Annotated in this window: 16 protein-coding genes and 1 tRNA gene; 8 read left to right on the top strand and 9 right to left on the bottom strand. The window is 64.3% G+C overall.

All coding sequences use genetic code 11. The features are described 5' to 3' along the window. Positions 1–31: 31 nt before the first annotated feature. The 3 genes from carA to LZC95_16010 are packed head-to-tail and all read right to left on the bottom strand — an operon-like array spanning position 32 to position 4,268. The gene (gene carA, locus LZC95_16000) at positions 32–1,162 is read right to left on the bottom strand and encodes a glutamine-hydrolyzing carbamoyl-phosphate synthase small subunit (protein WXA98329.1); all 1,131 of its coding nucleotides are present in this window, start codon (positions 1,160–1,162) and stop codon (positions 32–34) included. Continuing rightward, entirely contained in the window at positions 1,162–2,463 is a 1,302-nt protein-coding gene (locus tag LZC95_16005) for a dihydroorotase (GenBank protein ID WXA98330.1), read from the bottom strand. The genes carA and LZC95_16005 overlap by 1 nt, the downstream gene beginning before the upstream one ends. A 38-nt stretch (positions 2,464–2,501) precedes the next feature. Beyond that, positions 2,502–4,268 (bottom strand): M14 family metallopeptidase, encoded by a 1,767-nt coding sequence (locus tag LZC95_16010; protein WXA98331.1) that lies wholly within the window; start codon positions 4,266–4,268, stop codon positions 2,502–2,504. 141 nt (positions 4,269–4,409) lie between these two features. Here LZC95_16010 and LZC95_16015 point away from each other — a divergent pair, with 141 nt between their 5' ends. Further along, positions 4,410–5,381 carry an endo alpha-1,4 polygalactosaminidase gene (locus LZC95_16015; protein ID WXA98332.1) on the top strand — a complete coding sequence of 324 codons (972 nt, stop codon included), beginning with the start codon at positions 4,410–4,412 and terminating at the stop codon, positions 5,379–5,381. A 6-nt stretch (positions 5,382–5,387) separates the two neighbouring features. Here LZC95_16015 and LZC95_16020 read toward each other — a convergent pair whose 3' ends face one another. Genes LZC95_16020 through LZC95_16030 form a run of 3 tightly spaced genes read right to left on the bottom strand, consistent with a single transcriptional unit; the run spans position 5,388 to position 8,864 of the window. Beyond that, positions 5,388–6,725: a sigma 54-interacting transcriptional regulator gene (locus LZC95_16020; GenBank protein ID WXA98333.1), complete on the bottom strand. Its 1,338-nt coding sequence runs from the start codon at positions 6,723–6,725 to the stop codon at positions 5,388–5,390. After that, positions 6,722–7,555, bottom strand: coding sequence for a hypothetical protein (locus tag LZC95_16025; protein WXA98334.1), 834 nt, complete (start codon positions 7,553–7,555; stop codon positions 6,722–6,724). Before LZC95_16025 ends, LZC95_16020 begins: the two co-directional genes overlap by 4 nt. After that, positions 7,545–8,864, bottom strand: a complete 1,320-nt coding sequence (locus tag LZC95_16030; GenBank protein WXA98335.1) for a protein kinase — start codon at positions 8,862–8,864, stop codon at positions 7,545–7,547. Before LZC95_16030 ends, LZC95_16025 begins: the two co-directional genes overlap by 11 nt. A gap of 27 nt (positions 8,865–8,891) precedes the next feature. Here LZC95_16030 and LZC95_16035 point away from each other — a divergent pair, with 27 nt between their 5' ends. After that, positions 8,892–9,347 carry a hypothetical protein gene (locus LZC95_16035; protein ID WXA98336.1) on the top strand — a complete coding sequence of 152 codons (456 nt, stop codon included), beginning with the start codon at positions 8,892–8,894 and terminating at the stop codon, positions 9,345–9,347. A 12-nt stretch (positions 9,348–9,359) separates the two neighbouring features. On the opposite strand, the gene LZC95_16040 is transcribed toward LZC95_16035, so the two are convergent. Then, positions 9,360–9,743 carry a hypothetical protein gene (locus LZC95_16040; protein ID WXA98337.1) on the bottom strand — a complete coding sequence of 128 codons (384 nt, stop codon included), beginning with the start codon at positions 9,741–9,743 and terminating at the stop codon, positions 9,360–9,362. Then, a complete protein-coding gene (locus tag LZC95_16045; GenBank protein ID WXA98338.1) occupies positions 9,740–10,093 on the bottom strand; it encodes an RNA-binding protein in 354 nt (117 codons plus the stop codon). Before LZC95_16045 ends, LZC95_16040 begins: the two co-directional genes overlap by 4 nt. Positions 10,094–10,490: 397 nt before the next feature. On the opposite strand from LZC95_16045, the gene LZC95_16050 reads away from it, so the two are divergent. After that, a complete protein-coding gene (locus LZC95_16050) occupies positions 10,491–11,102 on the top strand; it encodes a hypothetical protein (protein ID WXA98339.1) in 612 nt (203 codons plus the stop codon). Positions 11,103–11,111: 9 nt separating this feature from the next. On the opposite strand, the gene LZC95_16055 is transcribed toward LZC95_16050, so the two are convergent. Further along, on the bottom strand, positions 11,112–13,031 hold the full coding sequence (locus LZC95_16055; GenBank protein ID WXA98340.1) for a thiamine pyrophosphate-binding protein: 1,920 nt from the start codon (positions 13,029–13,031) through the stop codon (positions 11,112–11,114). Between the two features lie 317 nt (positions 13,032–13,348). On the opposite strand from LZC95_16055, the gene LZC95_16060 reads away from it, so the two are divergent. From LZC95_16060 to LZC95_16080, 5 genes are all read left to right on the top strand, one after another. After that, a tRNA-Leu gene (locus tag LZC95_16060) sits at positions 13,349–13,432 on the top strand. Between the two features lie 231 nt (positions 13,433–13,663). After that, positions 13,664–14,482 (top strand): methyltransferase domain-containing protein, encoded by an 819-nt coding sequence (locus LZC95_16065; protein ID WXA98341.1) that lies wholly within the window; start codon positions 13,664–13,666, stop codon positions 14,480–14,482. Positions 14,483–14,795: 313 nt separating this feature from the next. Beyond that, a complete protein-coding gene (locus LZC95_16070) occupies positions 14,796–16,526 on the top strand; it encodes a HAMP domain-containing histidine kinase (GenBank protein WXA98342.1) in 1,731 nt (576 codons plus the stop codon). A 185-nt stretch (positions 16,527–16,711) separates the two neighbouring features. Continuing rightward, the gene (locus LZC95_16075) at positions 16,712–18,208 is read left to right on the top strand and encodes a serine/threonine protein kinase (GenBank protein WXB00341.1); all 1,497 of its coding nucleotides are present in this window, start codon (positions 16,712–16,714) and stop codon (positions 18,206–18,208) included. A gap of 21 nt (positions 18,209–18,229) precedes the next feature. Beyond that, complete coding sequence (locus tag LZC95_16080) at positions 18,230–19,828, top strand: serine/threonine protein kinase (GenBank protein ID WXB00342.1); 1,599 nt, start codon at positions 18,230–18,232, stop codon at positions 19,826–19,828. Positions 19,829–20,251: the final 423 nt, after the last annotated feature.

The raw sequence follows: 20,251 nt of genomic DNA on the forward strand, positions 1-20,251 counted from the left end.
GCTGGCCCGGGTGGAGCACCTGGAACTGCGTTTAACCCATCATCTGGGTGAATCGCTCGAACAAATACAGAGAATCGTGCGGTCCGGCGGCCGCCTCGGGGTGGAATTGGACGCTGAAGGCGCGCAATTCGGGGACCGCGATGCCCTCGCTGGTGCCGTCGTTGAGGTGCACGTGCGTGCGCTGGGCGCGGGCGGGGAGCGAGTCGAGGTCGACGCAGAAGCCGTGGTTTTGCGTGGTGATCTCGATGCGGCCGGTGGTGAGATCCTTCACCGGCTGGTTGGCCCCGCGGTGGCCGAATTTGAGCTTGTACGTCTTGCCGCCCAGCGCGCTGGCGAGGAGCTGGTGCCCGAGGCAGATGCCGAAGATGGGAACCTTGCCGACCAAGTCGCGCACCGTGGCGATGCCGTATTGAACGGCCGCGGGATCGCCGGGGCCATTGGAGAGGAAGACGCCATCGGGCTTGAGCGCGAGAATCTCCGACGCGGGCATGCGCGCGGGGACGGCGGTGACCTTGCAGCCCGAGTCGACGAGGCAGCGCAGGATGTTCTTCTTGATGCCGTAGTCGATGGCCACGATGTGGTGCTTCGGCTCGTGCGAGGCGACGACGCCCGTGACCGGATCGGGCACCTTCCAGCCGCCGCGGCCTTCGGTCCAGCGGTACGGCTCGCGCGGGGAGACGACGTCGACGAGGTCGAGGCCGTTCATGTCGACGGCCTCGCGGGCCCGCCGCACGAGAACCTCGGGAGCCTCGGTGCCGATGGCGGCGTTTTGCGCGCCGTGGTCGCGCAGGTGGCGCGTGAGCTTGCGCGTGTCGACGCCCTCGATGCCCACCTTGCCGTGCCGTGCGAGGTACGCGTCGAGCGACTCCTCGGAGCGCCAGTTGGAGGCGAGGGGACTCAGGTCGCGCACGACGAAGCCCGCGACGTGCACGCGGCCGTCGACCGACTCGCTGTCCTCCGCGTTGACGCCGACGTTGCCGATTTCCGAGGCGGTCATCACCACGATCTGCCCGGCGTACGACGGGTCGGTGAGCACCTCCTGGTAGCCGGTCATCGTGGTGGTGAAGACGGCTTCGCCGGTGGTCAGGTCGCGCGCACCGAAGGGGCGCCCGGGAAAGACGGTTCCATCGGCTAGAGCGAGGTAGGCGCGCTCCGTGCTCATCACGATCCCCCGTTGAAGACGATGTTTCCAGCCACCAAGGTCATTTTCACGCGTCCTTTGACGTTTCTGCCCAAAAATGGGGTGTTCTTCGACTTGGAGCGTAGACGCGATGCTTCGATCGTCCAGCGCTCTTCGGGATCCACGAGGACCAGATCGGCGCGGGCGCCCTCGCGAATGCGCTTGTCCGGCAGGCGGGCGATGCTCGAGGGCGCATGCGTCAGCGACTCCACGAGGCGATTCAGCGGCAGAGCACCCTGCTCGACCAGGCCGAGCAAGAGGGGTAGACAGAGCTCGAGGCCGATCATGCCGGGCTTGGCCTCGGCGAACTCGCAATGCTTGTCGAGGATGCCATGCGGCGCATGGTCCGTGGCGACGGCGTCGATGGTGCCATCGGCCAGGCCTTCGCGCAGGGCCTGCACGTCCTGCTCTTCGCGCAGCGGCGGATTGACCTTGCAGGCCGTGTCGTAGAGGCCCACGGCCTCGTGCGTGAGGAGCAGATGGTGCGGCGTCACCTCGGCGCTGACCCGCAGGCCGCGCGACTTGGCCTCGCGCAGCAAGCGAACGGTGCCCTCGGTGGAGGCGTGGGCCACGTGGTAGCGGGCACCCGTGTACTCTGCAAGCATCAGGTCGCGCGCCACGATGATGTCCTCGGCGACGCGCGGCCAACCGCGCAGCCCGAGCTTCGTCGACACGGAGCCTTCGTGCATCTGCGAGCCCTCGGTGAGGGCGTGATCTTCGGCGTGCTGAATGACCGGCATGTCGAACACGCTGGCGTATTCGAGCGCGCGGCGCATGACCGAGCTGCTGGTGACGCAGCGGCCGTCATCGGAGACCGCCACCGCGCCGGCCTCGCGCAGATCGCCCATTTCCGTGAGCGCTTCGCCGCGCTGGCCCATGGTGATGGCGCCGATGGGGTGCAGGCGCGGGCCGCCGACCTCGTGGGCGCGCGAGAGCATCGCCTCGGTGACCATGCGGCTATCGTTCACCGGCACGGTGTTCGGCATCGCGCAGACGTCGGTGAAGCCACCGGCGGCGGCGGCACCGAGGCCGCTGCGGATGTCCTCCTTGGATTCCTGGCCGGGCTCGCGCAGGTGCGCGTGCAGGTCGACCAGGCCGGGCAGGAGCCACGCGCCGGGCGGCGGGGCGATGACCTGGGCCCAATCGGCCTTGGCTGCCTCGGCGCCGACGTTCGGGCCGAGGCGAACGATGCGGTCGTTCTCGATGACGACGTCGATGATCGCATCGAGAGACGACGAGGGATCGATGGCGCGCACATGACGAAAGACGATGAGGCGTTCCACGTGGTTCCTTTGGCTCGGCGCCGTCATATCACGTCTCGTTATGGACGCGAGTCGCTCCCCACGTGGAATCTTCGCTCGATGAGCCCGGTGCGGCAACTCCGCACGCGAACCGTCAGGAAACCGCGTCCGGAGACGACCCAGGAGACGGTCCGGCGGGAGACATTTCCGCGCGCATGCTGCTGGACCACGAAGCCGAGCGACGCGTCGAGGCCGCGGCCCCATCCTTCGAGATGGCCGACGTCGCGGCGTGCCTCGTGGGGCGGGGTGACCTGCAGGCCCTCTTCGGCGACGGCCTCGGCGTCGAGCGGTGCATTGAACGGGAGGCCCTTGGCCGACGCGAGCACGAAGGTGGGCAAGTATCCGCGGTTTTCCACGGTGATTTCCACGCGGTAGGTGTCCTCGCCGAGGCGCGTGATCTGGGGCTCGCCAAGGACGATGCGCGGCGCGAGGGCGGCCACGCGGAAAAGGGCGGCCGCCTGGTTGGTGCAGATTTCCGCAAGGCGCTCGTACGGTGGATTCTGGATGCCCACACGCGGATCGCGCCCGCCGATTTCCACCTCGCCGAGCTGCGGATGCTGGAAGGTGCGCCATGGCCGCAGGATGCGCGACTGATTGTGCTCGCGATCCCAGCGCGCAATCTGGACGAACTCCTCGCGCGAGATCTGCGAATAGCGCAGGATGAAGGGCCGTTTGCGCTCCAGGCCGACCTGCGCGAAAAAGTCCCAGAGCTCGCAGACGTACGCAATGGCGCCGCGCTGGTGGTAGCCGAATGCGGCGAGGTCGCCGTGCAGAACGGTGTCGGGCGAGTAGAGGAACTCCTCGAACACCGACACCATGGGGTAGCCCGTGAACTTTTCGCACCACGCACCGATCTGCTGGTAAACCGCCAGATCGGAAGGGTTCATCTTCTTGTCCGGGGCCGTGCCCAACGGACGCAGGAAGGCGCCTCCAAAGGTATGGAGGTTGAGCCAGGCGAAGATCTCCGGGTGCTCCGAGGCGAAGGCGACGATGGCGCGCGATTCGGGCTCGCTGGTGGGAAAGGCGCCAGCCCCCGCCTGTTCGGCATCCGGCACCCACGACCAGGGGAAGTTCCGATTGAGATCCGTGTCGGTGTCCGTCAGGTAGCCGGGATCGGGGATGGTGACACCGTCGAAGGGCTCGATGATGCCCTCGGGGTACATCTTGTAGAAGGGGCCCTCGTCTTCGAGCTGGCGCGGGAGCATCAGGCCGGGGAAATCCTTCGACTCGACGAATTCACCGGTTTCGTCGCGCTGGCGCATGGCCAAGGTGAGACCATCGCCGTCGAGATCGCGGTAGACCCAGTGCGGGATTTGGTGCCGCTCGGGCCGGCGGTTGCGCGGGTTGGAGCGGACGTAGCGCCCTTCGGTGAGCACGGCCTCGGCGCCGTCGGGCGACATGCGCGGGAGCACGTAGAAGAGAACATCGGTCGCAATGGCTCGGAGGTGCGGGGGCAGGCCATGCGGATCGCGCTGATCCGGTGGGGTGAGGTGCATGCGGATCACGTCCTCGGCGATGGCGAGCGCCACGCTGGAGCCGCACACCTCGCCCGCGTGCATGTTCCCATCGACCCACACGGCGGGGCGCACGCGATCGGGATCGGGGCCGATGATGAGAAGCCAGAGATCGCGGCCCTCGAGCGATTTGCCGATGGATTGCACGCGAACCAACTCCGGAAAGCGGAAGGCCCACGCGTGCACCTGCGCGGTCAAAAAGGTGTAGCGAAGGTAGCTCTCGCGAAAACCTCGATAGAGCGAATCGAGAATCTGCAGCGGGTTGTCGTCCACGGCCGCGGACTATAGCGCCGGTTTCTGTCTACGCGGCGAGAGGCCTTTCTCACGCGTGAGACACTTCGGATCGGCGCGTCGCGTTTTTCGTCGAGGTTTCGGCTGGCCTTGAACGTGCGTAGGGGCCGGTCAGGAGGCCTCATGACCGACTCTTCGTTTTCGATGCGGTGCTGTGCGACGTTCTCGCGGGTTTGCCTCGTTTGCCTTGGCGTTGCCGCGTGCTCGGATGGCGCTGCGAATGCGGGCCATGGCGCGAATGGTGAGGTGACGGACGACGACATTCGCCGGCCCCGCGATGCGGGTGCCCCGGATGCGCGCCCGACCGACGGCGGCTCCACGCCTGCAACGTGGTGGCAGCCGCGCAGCGACAAGCCGATTCACTGGCACTGGCAGCTGTCCGACACCTTCGTCTACCCGCGCGACATGTTGGCCAATGTCACCGTGTACGACATCGACGGAGAGCTGACGCCTGCATCCACGGTGGCCAGCCTTCATGCGGCGAATCCGAACAACAAAGCGATTTGCTACTTCGATGCCGGCGTGTGGGAAGATTTCCGTTCCGATGCGAAGGACTTCCCGAAATCCGTCATTGGGAATCCCGACGAAGGATGGGACGGGCATTATTGGCTGGATATTCGTCAGATGGATATCCTCTTGCCGATCATGAAAAAGCGCATGATCAACTGGTGCAAGAACAAGGGATTCGACGCCGTCGAGCCGGATGAAACCGAGGTGTGGAGCAACAACCCGGGCTTTCCGATCACCAAACGAGACAATGCGGCCTACCACAAGGCGCTTGCCGACATGGCGCATTCGCTCGGGCTGTCCATTGGTCTGAAAGGGAACAACACGGAAGCCGTCGAGCTCGAGCCCTTGTACGACTGGGCTCTCACCGAGGAATGCTGGGAATTCGATGAATGCCGCTTCTTCAAGGATAGCTTCGCCGCGAAGGGCAAAGCCGTCTTCAACGTGGAATACAAGAAGGCGCCCAACTGCACGAGCGCGAACTCGTGGAGAATCAATTCGTCGCAGCGCGATCTTCAAGTCACTGGGCCGAAGAACGCGAAATACGTGTACAGGCCCTGCGTTCCCGACAGCCGCAACACGTGGTGACTGAGATCAACCCTCGTCGTCGGACGTCTTCCCGAGACCGAGGCGGTTCAGCATGCGGTACATGGTCGGCCGCGCGATGCCGGTGCGCTCGACGGCCTTGGTGACCACGCCGCCGCTGGCCTTGAGTGCGTGCGTGAGGTACGCGCGCTCGAAGCGTTCGACCAAGGTCTGCTTCGCCTCGTGGAAGGGAACGTCGAAGAGCTCCGCGTCCGGTGTGCTCGCCAGCGCGGGCTCCGGATCGAAGAGCCGCCGCGGGTTGGCGGCGCCGAAGAGCGCGTAGCGATCGATGACGTTGCGCAGCTCGCGCACGTTGCCGGGCCACGCGTAGGAGGACAGCAGGGCGGCGAAATCCGGCGGCAGCTCGGCCTGGGCATCGCGCGTGGTGCGGCGCAGGAAGGAGAGGGCGAGGGGAACGATGTCCTCGCGCCGATCGCGAAGCGGCGGGACGACGACGCGCAGAACGGCGAGGCGGTAGAACAGATCGATGCGGAACTCGCCTCGATGCACCGCCTCGCCAAGGCGCCGGTTGGTGGCCGCGAGCACGCGCACATCGACGGCGCGCGGGCGCCCGCCGATGGGCCGCACCTCGCCCATTTCCAGCGCGCGAAGCAACTTCGGCTGCAAATCGAGGGAGAGCTCGCCGATTTCGTCGAGAAAGAGCGTGCCGCCATGGGCCTGCTGAAAGACGCCCTCGCGCGGGCGTTCGGCACCGGTGAAGGCGCCGCGCTCGTGGCCAAAGAGCTCACTCTCGATGAGTTGCGCCGGGATGGCTCCGCAGTCGATGGCGACGAAGGGGCCCTCGCTCCTCGTCGAGTGCGCGTGAACGGCACGCACGAGCACCTCTTTGCCGACGCCGCTCTCGCCCTCGAGGAGAATGGGCGCCTCGGAAGATGCGGCGCGCTCGAGCAGTGCAAACACGTTGCGCATGGCGGGTGAGACGCCGAAGGCTTCGCCGAATCGCTCTTTGTCGCTGAGTTCGAGCTCGGTTTCGCCGGTGTCGAGGCGCACGGCGAGGGTGGTCGCCCCGAGGACCAACGTCGCATCGGCGGAAAGGGTGACCTGCGTGATGCGCAGGGCACCGCAGAAGGTTCCGTTTTTGCTGCCGCCATCCGTAACGACCACACCGAGGGGCGAAAGACCGAGGCGCAGATGCTCGCGCGATACGGTGGTGTCGCGCAGCCGAAGATCGCAGCCTTCGCCCTTGCCCACGACGAACACGGGCCGGTCGACGCGGGCGCGCCTTCCGGCATCGGGGCCGGCCACCACCTCGAGCCAGGCGGCCCGCACCCGCACGGAGGAGCCCGTGGAACGGAGTGCTGCGGTTTCGGAGGAGGAAGAACTCATTTCCGGGGTGTCGATGGCGCGAGGAGCCAGAGGGTTAGACCCACCCCCGCCGCCACGAGTGCGACGCCGAGGGACACATTGGTGGCAAGACGCTCGCCGTAGAACGCATCGCGCGTGCCGTTGGTGGGTGAATCGTTGAAGTCGTCGCGTGCACCCATCGTGCGAAATCCGAACACGGTGGCGGAGGCGAGTGCCGCACCGGAAACGCCAAAGGCGATCCACGTGGCCGTGGGCGGATGCTTCGCGGACGCGGGCTCTTTGGGGATGGAGACGAGAGGTGGCGGGGGAGGCGGTGCGGACGTGGCATCCACGAGCAGGGTCTCTCCGAGGCCCACCGTGATGGGAAATCGTCGCGGGCTGCCGGCATCCGTGACGGTGATCACGTGCGAGCCGGCGGCCATGCGTTTGCGCGCGGGAAGCAAGAACGTGGGCCCGCCATCGAGCGAGGCCAGGCTGGTCGGGTTGCCGCGAACATCGACGGTGGCCACGCGCTGTCCGAGCGTCTCGAGGCGGGTTTTGGCCTCGTCGCGGTAGGTTGCCGCGGCGTTGCGATCGGCAAGGACGCGATCGCAATCGGTGGTGGCCCGCACGGGATCGTCGGCACGCGCCCAAGCTTCGGCGGCGTTCAACCAGGCGACGGGGTGCGGCTCGTACTCCGCGGCTTGCTCGAACGCGGCCGCTGCCGCGGTGAACTCGCGCCGTGCGAATGCGGCGCGCGCTTGCTGGAAGCTCGCCGATGCACGCTCGTGCGCCGTCGGCTCCGCCCGAACGGGGGCGGTGTGAAGGAGAAGTGCGGCTGCCAGAAGAGCGGCGCGGCGTTCAGTGCGCATAGGGGTTGCTAGAGAACTTCGGCGCCGGGGCCCGCGTTCGCCGCGGCGTGGCCGACGGCTTTGCAGTCGGTTTTGCAGAAGCAGGCGGCAACGGGGGTGCGGCATCGGCGGTCGCAATCTCGCCTGCGACGGAGACCGGTGCTGGTGAGTCCACGACAGGCGCGGGAGACGCGACGGTCGCGGGCATCTGCGGGTGCGGCGCCAGCGCGAACAGCGATGCCGCCACGGCCAGCGCACCACCCAGCGCAAACGCGGGCCAGGTTCGACGCGACGAGGGCCGCGGAAGGCTCGACGTCGTCGGTGCATGCGTCTCGTCGGCATCCGCCGCCGGTATCACCAGGCTGCCGACGACCTTCGACGAGAGATCGATCTCGTCGGCCCGCGCGGCGCGCTCCATCGCGTCGGCGAAGTGTTCCGCGGAAGGGTATCGCGCGCTGACGTCCGCCGCGAGCGCCCGGGCCACGGTCTCTGCGATCGCTGCGGAAATGTTCGGACGGTGCGCGCGCACGTCGGGAACCTGCGGCGTTTTCGAGAAGAACGCCGATGCCTCGATGCCCTGAAAAAGCCGCTCGCCGGTGACCAGTTCCCAGAGCACCACGCCCAGGGAAAAAATGTCCGCACGCCGATCGAGCATCCCTCGCTCCGGTGCGCGGTACGCGCGCTTGCCGATGATGGCATCCGCCTCACCGTGGCCCGCATGCGCGAGGCCAAAGGCCTTCGCGATCCCGAAGTCCGCCACCTTGGCCACGCCATCGACGCCGACGAGAATGTTGTGCGGCGACACGTCCCGGTGCACGAGCTCGAGTCGATGCCCCGCCTCGTCCCTGGCCTCGTGCGCAGCATGAAGTCCGCGCGCCACGTCGATGCAAATGCGCAGCGCCGCACCCAGCGGCAGCGGCTCCCGCGTGCGCGCTGCGAGGCGCTTCACGAGCGCAGCCACCGACTCGCCCTCGACGAGGGGCATCGCTTGGTAAACCGTTTCGCCCTCTTCGCCGAGGTCGAGCACCGGCAGCACGTTGGTGTGCCGCACGTGCGACGCGAGGCGCGCCTCGTTGAGGAACATGGCCCGAAACGCGGCATCTTTCGCGTACTCGGGGCGGATCATCTTGATGGCGAACACCTGGCGAAAGCCAAAGCCACCGCGCCGCACGGCGACCCAAACTTCGGCCATGCCGCCCGCACCGAGGAAGGACACGAGCTCGTAAGGCCCCAAGGTGCGCCCTGGCTCGGGCATGCTGCTCGGGACACCTGCGCCATCTTCGCTCCGGGGACCGTTGGGCCCCTGAAAGGTCTCCGTGCGCTCCTCCACAGCTTCGTTTTACTGTAACTTCAGGGCATGCGCGCGGCCTTGTGCTCCATCGTTCTTGGAGCCATCGCGGTCGTCGGCACGAGCCTTGGGGCGTGCCTGATGACCATCGACGAGAACCGCATCCCTGGCTCGGTAGCGGACGCCGCATCACGGGTGTCGCTCGCGTGCGGCGATGGTGCCTGCACCTTGGCCCGTGCCGTCTGCTGCGCACGGAACTTTGGAGATACGGATTACCGCAACGGCTATTGCACCGTGGTGAATCAGTGCGAGTCGGGCGACTACTTCACCTGCCAGCGCACCCGCGATTGCCGCGAAGCCGGCACCGTCTGTTGCACCGTCATGGACCGCGGCTCCTTCACGCACACCGAGTGCGCGGCGAGCTGCAAGGGGAGCATGCTGTGCGAGCCCGGCGTCGACCGCTGTCCGGATGGAAAAATGTGCACGCCGAGCCAGGGGTTTCCCGGGCTCGGCGAGTGCATCTAGTTGACGTGCGGGTTACGAGCGGTACGTCGCCGTGGCTTTGTAGTGCAGCACGCGACCGCAGGTCGTGGTGCGCACGCTTCCGTGGCAGACGTCTTCGCCTTCGAACTTCGTGCTTCCTCGGCGGAGCCCGGCCATCACCGCGTAGGTGATGTCGTGCCCACCGTCTTCGCAGTCGCGCTCACCGCAGACCAACGCGAAGAGGGCAGGGGCGCTCTCCACGACGATGCGGCGAATGTACGTAGTTTCCGGGTTGGTGGTGTTGCCGCGCCGTTCTTCGATCTCGAGCTTCAAGGTCTCGAGGGTCGGAACTTCCGCGCGCAGTCGGGGTGAGTCGTCTTCGCGCTGCTTACGAGCCTCGTAGCGCAGCGACGCCTCGTTCCCGCGACGGTGCATCACCAGCGGTTCCGGCGATCTCCGCCGCCGCCTCCACCGCCGCCGCGGCGCGGGCCGTCGAAGCCGCGACCGCCGCCCCCACCGCCACCGCCGCCGCCTCGCGGCGCGCGCTCTTCCGCCTCATTGACGCGGAGCGGGCGGCCGTCGACCAAGGCTCCGTTGAGGCTGCCGATGGCTTTTTGTGCTTCCTGCGGTGAACTCATGGTGACGAAAGCGAACCCGCGGGAGCGGCCCGTTTCGCGGTCGGTCACGATGTGCACGTCGGTCACGGTGCCGCTTTCGGCGAACACATCGCGCACCGATTGCTCCGTGGAGTGGAAGGAAAGGTTGCCCACGTAAAGTCGATTGCTCATCTCGCGTCCCGATCCGTCACGGCTCTGAAAAAACCGCCCCCGGACTGGGAACGGAACCACCCGTCTGACGAGCCGTGCAGATCGGAGCGGAGGGCACGAGCCGAGAAACCGTCTCAGCGCGTTCCCACGGTGACGTCACCAGATGCAAGAGCCAGCCGATCCCAAAGGAGAGAGAGCCTCGTCGTGTGCCGGAAACGGAACGTGAGGAGAAGGAACCTAGCACCCTCCGATGCATCTTTCCACCCCGCCCTACCTCGAGGCCGAGATGTTCGGACATCGCGCAGATTAGGGGCAGGTATGCGCAGAATTTTGGGTGGCTTGCGAGCGGGACCCGGCAGTGGGTACTTGCTGGCACTGGCGTAGCCCGACCGATCTCGTACTTTGGGGGAACAAAACGATGAACCCGGTCGATCCGAACGCGAACCCCTACGCCGCTCCCCAAACCGCGCCTGCGTATGTCCCGGCCCATGGCTACGGCCATGCGCCATCGCCTGCATTCTACACGTACCGCGAGGGAGATGCCGTGGTGCATCCGCGGCGAGCGTGGCTGCCAGCGGTGTGCATGAAATGCGCGCGCGTCGACGGTCTCGTGACGCGCGATCACAAGTTTCAGTACACGCCGCCGTGGACGTATGGCCTCTTCTTCGCGCTGGGCCCCGTTGCGGTCCTCATCGTGATGGCGCTCCTGCGGAACAACGCAAGAATGCCGATCCCCCTTTGCGCGCCGTGCGATGCGCGGTGGCGAAAGACGACGATCGTGCTGTGGAGCACCGTTGGCTTGATGGTCGCCTTGCCTCTTCTCGCCATTTTTGCGGCCGCTGTTTCGGAAGTTGCCGGCCAGGTTTTGCTGGCTCTGTCCGGCGTCGCTCTGGTCGCGCTCCTCGTGGTCTCTCTGGTGGTCGTGCGCCCCGCGCAGCTCCGCGCGAAGAAGATCGATCACGCGCACGTGTGGATCCTCGGCGTGCACCAAGACGTGCTCGAACGGCTGCCTTCGCAGTTCGTGGGCTAGATGGGAACGTTACCCGCAGCGGCTTAGTTCGGCCGCCGTTTCGTCCGGGATCGCCGGCGACTCCGACGACGCATCGGCGGCGACCGGCTTGAGCCGCTCGAAGCTTTCGCGCGTGGGCCGCGTTTCCGAGTTGGCGGGCATGCATGGAATGAACGGAGGGATCTCCTCCACCGTGAGCACCAGCTCGAGGACGCCGGTTCGCATGGGATTGCGCATGAAGTCGTTCATGAGCGCCTCGAGCTCGTCCAAGGTGTGCGCCTTGCCGACCCAGAGCCGCTCCTCCGAGCCAAATCCGCGCGACACCTCCGCGATGTCCACGCGCGAATACGACACGGCCTCGTAGCGCGATTCGAAGTAGCGATTCTGCCGCGTCACGCACATGCCGTGCATCGCGTTGTTGAAGATGACGAAGAGGATCGGCAGCGCGAGGTCGACCGCCGTGTGGATCTCCTGCCCCAAGGTGAGGAAGGCTCCATCGCCGGCAAAGACCATGGTGCGGCTCCCCGGAGGCGAGCCAAGCTGCGCCCCGACGGCACCCGCAATGCCATATCCCATCGCGCCCATGCCCAGCGCAATGACCGAGGTCACCCCCGGGGGCACGGACAGCATGTGCAACGCCGCCGCCGCGCAGTTCCCCGCGTCGTAGAGGATGGCGCCCTTCTCGGGCAGGTACTGCGACAGACTCTCGAGCGCGAGACTCTGCAGCAGAGGATTCTCCCGCACGCCCGACGCCGGGGGCGCGGGCACCGACGCCGGCGACGGCGCCGGCACCGAGACGAACGACTCCTGCACATAGCAACCGAGGCTCGGCACCTTGAAGGGCGCCATGTTCAGAAGCTGGTGCAGCCGCTCGAACGTCGCCCCCAGGTCCGCCTCGATGGCGCACGTGAGAGGCTCCGAAAGCGACCGGCGCAGCTCTCCCAAATCCGCCGAAATGGCGACCATCTGCTTGCCGACCAGCGACGAAAGCTCGTCGCGCGGCGACCGCAAGGTCGATCGAGGAGGACTCTGCGGACGGTTCCCTTCGTTCTCCGGCAGGAACGGCCCTCGGGTCATGACATCGAGCGAGCACCCGGCGAGAAGGAGAAGGTCGCACCGGTCGCGAATGAAGTCATGGACGGACGGATGTCCGGCCATGCCGACCACCCCGAGGTAATTGGGATGGTCATTCGGGAACTCGCCCCGCGCGCCCATGGTGGTGGCAACGGGAATGTCGATGGCCCGCGCAAACTCGAACAGCGCCTGCCGATTCCGCGTCCGCTGGGCACCCTGGCCCACGAGCATCACGGGCGCCTGCGCCTGCCGCACCAACTCGAGAGCATCGCGCAGTTCGTCGAGCCGTGCCTCCCGCGGATGAACACGGGCGTTCACCGAAGCGACGAACTCCGCCACACGGTCGGGAACCTGGGCGACGAAAATCGAGCGTGGAAAGAGCAACGCGGACGGTCCCGGACGGCCTTCGAGCGCGGCCACGACCGCATCTTCGAAGTTTTCCCAGAACCGCATTGGGTCATCGACCCGCCGAGTAAACTTGGTCAGCGCCGAGAACATGCGGACCGCATCGACCGTGCGCCCAATGCCCGAGGAATCCTGGAACGCGCCTCGCCCCTCGAGTCGCTTCGGAGGCTGCCCCACGATGGCCAGGAGCGGGACGGAGGACTGATACGCCTCCGCGACACCGGCCACCAGGTTCATCATCCCGCCGCCCGAGGTCGCGCAACACACGCCGAGCCTGCGACTTACGCGCCCGAAATAATCGGCCATGCAGGCTGCACCATCCTCGCGCTTGGCGAGAACGGACGTGAGCCGCCCTCGTCCGAGACGATGGATAGCATCGTGCAGATGCTCGATGTTCGCACCGCTCACCCCGAAAACATGCCGGACATCGAGCGCAAGTAGCCCTTCGACGAGCGCGTCGGCCAATTCCACAGAGCGCAGCTTGCCTGCATTCGTAAAGCAGTCAACGAATTGATGTGCGATTCACGTCGTGGATGACGAATAGACATCAGCTGACCACAGGAAACGCGCCAAATTTTGTGGCGTTGGCGCATCCAAAGCGTTGCCTTGGCAACGATTGGGGTGCACGGGATTTGTCCTGACCCACGGGGGGTCCACCTTTCGACCGCCGGGAAGGCCGAAATCGCCCGAATCGGGACACAGAACGAGCAAATACACGCGAAAGAGAGCAAAGATCACACGAGTGCTTGACGAAGCTCACCCACCCCGGGTAAACGCCGGTGGGTCACGCGAAGGTGGCGGAACTGGCAGACGCGCTGGATTCAGGTTCCAGTGGGGTAATTCCTGTAGGGGTTCGACTCCCCTCCTTCGCACTCAGGGTAGCTGGTCCCCGTCCGCGGGGACCGTCCCCACCAGGGCGATCTAGCCCACGATGCAGCAAGCCCGCCGGCTGGAACGGCGATCTTTCGCCCGGACGCCACTTGAGGGCGGCTTCGGGCGTCGCGAGCGACGGGTGGTCGAACTCGAGCGAGCGTAGACGTCAGGCGAGCGCCCCCTGTTCAAGTCGGAATCGGGGAACAAACCACGGTCGAGGAGGAACGTCGATGGCGAACGACGCAAGGGAAGGGCGTCCCGAGCAGCCCCAGCTTACGGATCCATATAGCACCGGGCTCCTCAGCAAAGACTACCCGAGTGAGCTTGCGCGCCTGCGGGCGGTGGAAGGATGGGCCGATCCACAGTCCATCGCATTGCTTCAATCTCTTCCCATTCGACCGGATTTCCGCTGCCTCGAAATGGGCGCCGGTGCTGGCTCGATCGCTTATTGGTTGGCTGACCGCTGCAGCCATGGACGCGTGGTCGCCGCCGATATCGATCCGCGTTACCTCGACGCGCGCCGCTTTCCGAATCTCGAGATTGCGCAAACGGACTTGATTACGGACGATTTCCCCAAAGGGCACTTCGATCTGATCCACGCGCGCTTGACGCTGTCCCATATTCCCCAGCGCGACGACATTTTGAGCCGCGCGATCGGGTGGCTCAAACCAGGGGGGTGGATCGTGGTCGAGGACTACTACGTACCCCCCGTGAGTGAAATGTCGTGTGAGCCGATGAGGGTAGTGATGGGCGCAGCCATGGATGCGTTCGCCGCACAGGGGACGGACATGCTATGGGCGCGCAAGATCCCGGAGCGACTAATCCGGCTCGGCGTACAGGACCTCCGACTCCTGACGCAGCCACTGACGATCGGAGTGGGGCTTCCTTCCGAGGCCGTCTGGCGTCTTAGCTTGGAGCAGTTCTTCCCATCGTTCCTCGAGAAGGAGCTCTTGACGGAAGCTGAAATCGCAGCATATCGGGCGTTGACCCCATTGGATGCCATCGATCTGCTCTGGTTTGGGATTTCGGTCGCTGGCCAGCGTCGCTGAGCTCTCGCGGATCGTTCCGCGGAGCGCGTCTTCTCCGGGTTCAGCTTGTGCTGCGAATTGGACGATCCAGGCCGCACTGTAGGCGATTACATGATGAGCACGCTATCCTGGTTTCGAATCGCGGCGGAGCAAGACACGCGGGGGTGCTATGGGCAGGGCCGCTGGCGTGGGATACATGTCTTTTCGGGAAGGATGTCCGATCCTCACGGCGTGCTCGCGCATTCGAGAGGGGCAGTGATACGGTCCGGTTCTGGAGGGAAGAGGGCGAAAGGCGATGGCGGAGAGCGTCTCGACACCGAGTAGGACGCATTCCTTGAGGGAATCGGCACCGAGCACCGCGGGCGACGGCCGTGCGCCTATTTCCGAGCGTCAGGTGAGTCGGGCTGATGAACCGGACGAACCCGAGTTCAACCTTCGCCTGATGTGGCCGATTGCTCGATACATGGAGGATCACGGCGGCCGGGAAGAGTTGGAGAAATTTGCTCGGTCGTGTGGCTTGGAAGCGGCCGATTTCGAAGGCAAGAATCGCTGGATCTCTTGGGAGAGATTCGAACTGCTACTGGCCAATACGCGCGCCATCGTGGGAAACGATGAGAAGTTCAAGGCCGCGTGCACCCACCGGATGATCGAAACGTACGGACCGATACGTTTCTTTTTTTGGGCGCCGACGCTGGGCCTCATGTACCGCACCATCGAGCTCTCGAACCGATTCTACACATCGGTCGGAGACTTCAAGCTCGTTGCTCGCGGGCGAAATTTCGCGCGGATCCGGTGGACATCGTCGCGTCCGGAGAGTCGCCTAGTTTGTCTCTCTCGTCAGGCGCACCAAACCAAATTACCGACTTTCTTTGGTCTGCCAGAAGCGATGGTACGTGAGTATTCGTGCATTGCGCGTGGCGACAGTTGTTGTGAGTACCACTACTACTGGTACGGCCGCCAATCGGGCATTTTTGCGTTGGTGGCCTTCGCCGTGGTGGCACTGGTTACGATGTACGCTGCGCCAGGCCTTCTTGGAAAGCCCATCGGGTGGACACTTCCGCTTTTGGCGGGCGCGCTCGCTCACATGTACGAAATGTATCGGAGCGACCGCGCGGACCGTGCAACCCGCGAAGAGGTAAGCCAAGGCTTGCGGCGCATTGCCAAGGAGGAGGCCGAGGCTCGTCGCGAGATGGTTCTCCTGCAGCAACGGCAACGCGAATGGACCCGCATGTTGGAAGAGGAGAATGTCGAGCGGTCCGCTCTTTTGGCCCAGATTGCCGAGCGCGTGGAGCGGATGCAAGACGCACGCGAGAAGACGCTACTTGGCTTTTCGCACGACTTGCGCAATCCGCTTACGGCGATGCAATTCTCTGCTGATTATCTCAGAGATAACCCACAGAAGCTCGACGAAGAGGGAAAGCTCGTCGTTCAAGATCTCACGAGTGCGATCTCGCACATGCGCAGCATGCTGGGAGATCTCATGTCGGTCGCGACGACGCAGCGCGATTTGATCACCCTTGCGCCCAAGAGCATCGACGTCAGCGGTTTCGCCGAACGGTTGCGGCGACGTCTGCGTGCGCTGGTGCATGGTCGCGAAGCCGTACGGGCGACCGTGACGGTCGCGAGCGATGCGCCAAGCGCGATCGAGATGGACCAGTTGCTCCTCGATAGGGTGCTGGATAACCTTCTAACGAATGCTGCGAAATACACGGATCGTGGGGGGATCACCGTCGAATTGAGCGGTGTACCTGGGTTCCTGCTCATTCAGGTGAGCGATACGGGGCGAGGAATCAAGCCGTCCGAGCTAGAGCGGACATTCCGTGCTGGCGGTTCGGATCCGCGGACGCGCGCGAAGAACAGCTATGGCGTCGGGCTTTCCGTGGTCGTCCAGCTTCTCGCGCGGATCGGGGGGACGTTGGAGGTCATGTCCAAGCCCGGAAAAGGTACGACATTCTGGGTCCGCTTCCCGGCCAAGTTGGAAAATGAAACTCGCGCTCGTGCAATTGAGAATGATACAGGCGACCTCGTCAAGCGCATCGTGACGATAAGAAAATCGGATGCCTAGCCCTGCGGACCGCTGCGGACTTGGGCATCTTGACGCCAGACGGCGCGGCGGGTGATCCTAGGAGAGGCTGAGAAATTGCGATGTCCACGCCGTCTCCTCGCAGATCAAGCTCGCAACGTGCGTTGGCACGAATCGGGACGGTCGTTCGCAATTATCGTATCGAGCGATTGATCGGTATCGGGGGAATGGCGGCAGTCTACGCGGCAAGCGAGCCACAAGGTGGTCGCGTGGCCATCAAGTTCATGCACGAGCATTTTCGCGACGATGCCAGCATGATGCATCTCTTTAGCCGGGAGGCGAACGTCGCCAATCTCGTGGGGCACCCTCGGGCAGTACCCGTCCTCGACTGCAGTGTCGATGACGATGGTTGCGCTTATTTGATCATGCCGTTGCTCGAGGGCGAAACGGTTCGCGCGCGGTGGGAGCGCTCGAAATCATGTCTTCCACTGTCCGAGGTAGGCGTGATCACGTGGGATGTGCTCGACGTGCTCGCAACTGCCCACGCCCGCGGTATCGTTCACCGGGACATCAAGCCCGAGAACTTGTTCATTCTTACCACTGGGCAAGTTCACGTGCTCGACTTCGGGATTGCTCGGCGCATTGATCGTGACGGGAGTGCAACCGTCACCGGCCACATGGTCGGCACGCCGGCGTTCATGCCGCCGGAGCAAGCACTCGGAGACCGAAAAGCCATCGGCCCGAGCAGCGACTGTTGGTCCATGGGGGCTACGGTCTTCGCGCTGTTGTCCGGAGAGCTCGTGCATGTTGCCGACAATGCACATGAGCACCTTGCCGCAGCTGCAACGCGGCGCCCTCGCTCTCTGGCCGACGTCGCGCCGCAAACGCCTGATGGTATCGTTCGATTCGTCGACAGGGCACTGGCGTTCGAGCCGTCTGGTCGATGGGGGTCGGCACGGGAGATGCGCGATGCGTGGCTGGAGACCATCGAAAGCGCTTTGGGCGAGCCGGCCACCGCGATCGCGGAACGTGTTCGTGCAGCATGGATCGCCGAGCTGTCTCAGGAAACAGCGCCCACTCGCGTGAAGGTGTCGACGCAGGAGGTTGCGCGGGTGCCAGTACCGGCCCCCACATGGAGTCGATACGTCCAACCGGACGTCGAGGTCCGAGCCTTCTTGCCCAAAGGGTTCGGTCCCATGACTCCTACAGCTAGCCTAATCCTCGCTAATCATGGCTTGGGCCAGTTCACCGACTCGGATTGGTTCATTCCGGATATACGCGCATGGTGGCCGATGGAACCTTATATCGCGGTTTTTCACGAGCTCGTGAATGCCGTCGGCCCAATCAAAGCTATCGATCTTGGCAAGCGCCTGATTGAGTACGCTACGTTCCCTCCGGACTTCGAGGCCAAAGGGGTTCACGGAGCTCTCGCGCTTTTCGATATTGCCTATCACCTGAATCATCGTCGCGGTGATGAGTTATTGTTCGATGTCGAATCCGGCCATATGATCGACATCATTGGACATTACCATTATCGGGGGCAGCTCGATACGAGCCATTCCGCCGTCATGGAGGCAGAGAACCCCTATCCGTGTGAATTGGATCAGGGCCTCATTCTGGGATTCGTACGTCGATTCCACCCACACGCCGTTATCGAGCACGGGCCGGCGGGATGTCGTAAAGATGGCGCTGAAAGTTGCACCTACTATCTTACGTGGTGGTGAGTAACAGGAGTCCGAGCCTTGATGTCGACGTCGTCTCCACGCTGGTCGAATGCGCAACGCGCCTTGGCGCGGATAGGGACGGTCGTCCAGAACTGCCGGATCGAACGATTGATTGGCATTGGAGGTATGTCCGTCGTGTACGCGGCCGTTCGGCCAGACGAGCGTCGCGTCGCAGTCAAGTACATGCTCGAGCGTTTTCGGGACGATCCCGACATGCTTCAGCTCTTCATGCGCGAGTCGAATGTTGCCAACTTGGTAGGGCACCCCGGTGCCGTTCCCGTGCTCGACTGCAACATGGACGAGGAGGGCTGCGCGTTCCTGATCATGCCGTTGCTGGAGGGCGAGACGGTTCGTGTGAGATGGGAGCGTTCAAGCTCGCGACTTCCGGTAGAGGAAGTGCTGGTCATCATCTCCGACGTGCTGGACGTCCTTGCAAGCGCGCACGCGCGCGGCATCGTTCATCGCGACATCAAGCCTGAAAATCTCTTCATCACCGGTGAGGGAGAATTGCGCGTGCTCGACTTCGGAATCGCGCGGCGCATTGACCGCGACGGCAGCGCAACGATAACCGGGTACACCATCGGGACTCCCGCTTTCATGGCACCCGAGCAAGCCTTGGGAACACGCGTGGCAGTAGGCCCCGCGAGCGATTGTTGGGCGGTCGGTGCCAGCATGTTTTCTCTGTTGTCGGGTGAACTGGTCCACGTTGCCGAAGGGCCACAAGCGCAGCTCGCCGCAGCGGCGACGCGACAGGCTCGATCTTTGGGCGATGTAGCTCCAAACCTTCCGCCCGCGTTGATCCGCTTCGTCGACAGGGCACTCGCATTCGAGCCCAAGGATCGATGGTCGACCGCTGCCGAGATGCGTGAAGCTCTGCAAGCGGTCTTCGAAGTCGTGCTGCGCGAATCGGTGGAGGATGTGGCCAAGCGCGTTCGCACCAAATTCGCCGCGGAGTTGTCCCAACAGACGGCTCCCACGCACCTGTCTCACCTGCGCCGGAAGGTGAACCCTCGGCCTCCGTCGCGGCCTTGGACGCGGTTCCTTCATCCCGACGTTGAGGTGACCGCGGTACTCCCGAAGCTTTTCGGCTCGATCACCCCGACGGCAAGCCGCATCCTCGCAGAGTACGGACTCGGTCAATTTTCAGAGACCGGGTGGTTCATCCCCGATACACGAGCATTCTGGCCGATGGAGCCCTACGTCCTCGCGTTGCACGCGCTCATGGCGGCCGTGGGCCCGATCAGGGCGATGGATATTGGCAAACAGGCCGTCAGCCATGTCACGCTTCCACCGGATCCGATGATGAACAATATCCACGCATTTCTAGCGTCGCTCGATATCGCTTATCACCTCAATCATCGACGTAACGGCCAGCGTCACTTCGATGTAGAGTCAGGCCACATGGTGGACGACATTGGGCATTATCACTATCGCGGCAAGCTCGATTCGGAGCAGTCTGCGGTAATGGAGTGCGAGAATCCGTATCCATGTGATATGGATTTGGGAATTATCTTGGGGTTCGCGCGGCGGTTCGAGCCCCGTGCCGTCGTGGAGCATGCTCCTGGCCCGTGTCGAAACGAGGGGGCGGATAGTTGCGTGTATCACGTGAGTTGGTGGTGATTCTTAACCTGTAGAACCGCAATTGGAATCCGTCTTTGTGTTAATTTGTCACTCCGGTCGCGCGTCGATGCTGCTGCCACAGGTCTCGTTGGATACCTCGTACGTGTGCGGCGTCCACCCCACACAACGCCCTGTACAAGCGGTCTGCGGATCATAATCGCACCTCGAACCATCGCCTCTAAGGCAGTTCAGTTCGCGGCCACAAGATTGCTCGTTCCCACACGCCTCACCTTCACGTGGTCGCGCGGCGCACTGCTTGGTCGTCGCGTCGCAGGAATAATTCTCAAAATCGGCGCATTCAATGGAATTTCTGCAAGTCTCTCCCGGCGCTCGCAATGTGTTGCAAATGCCCAGCCCATCAGTGCTTCCCGTCACGTCGCAATAGGCTGCGGATGGCTCACACCGGCGATAACCGTCGTATTT

It is taken from the genome of Sorangiineae bacterium MSr12523 (assembly GCA_037157775.1).
In the GTDB taxonomy this organism is placed as follows: Bacteria; Myxococcota_A; Polyangia; order Polyangiales; family Polyangiaceae; genus Pendulispora; species Pendulispora brunnea.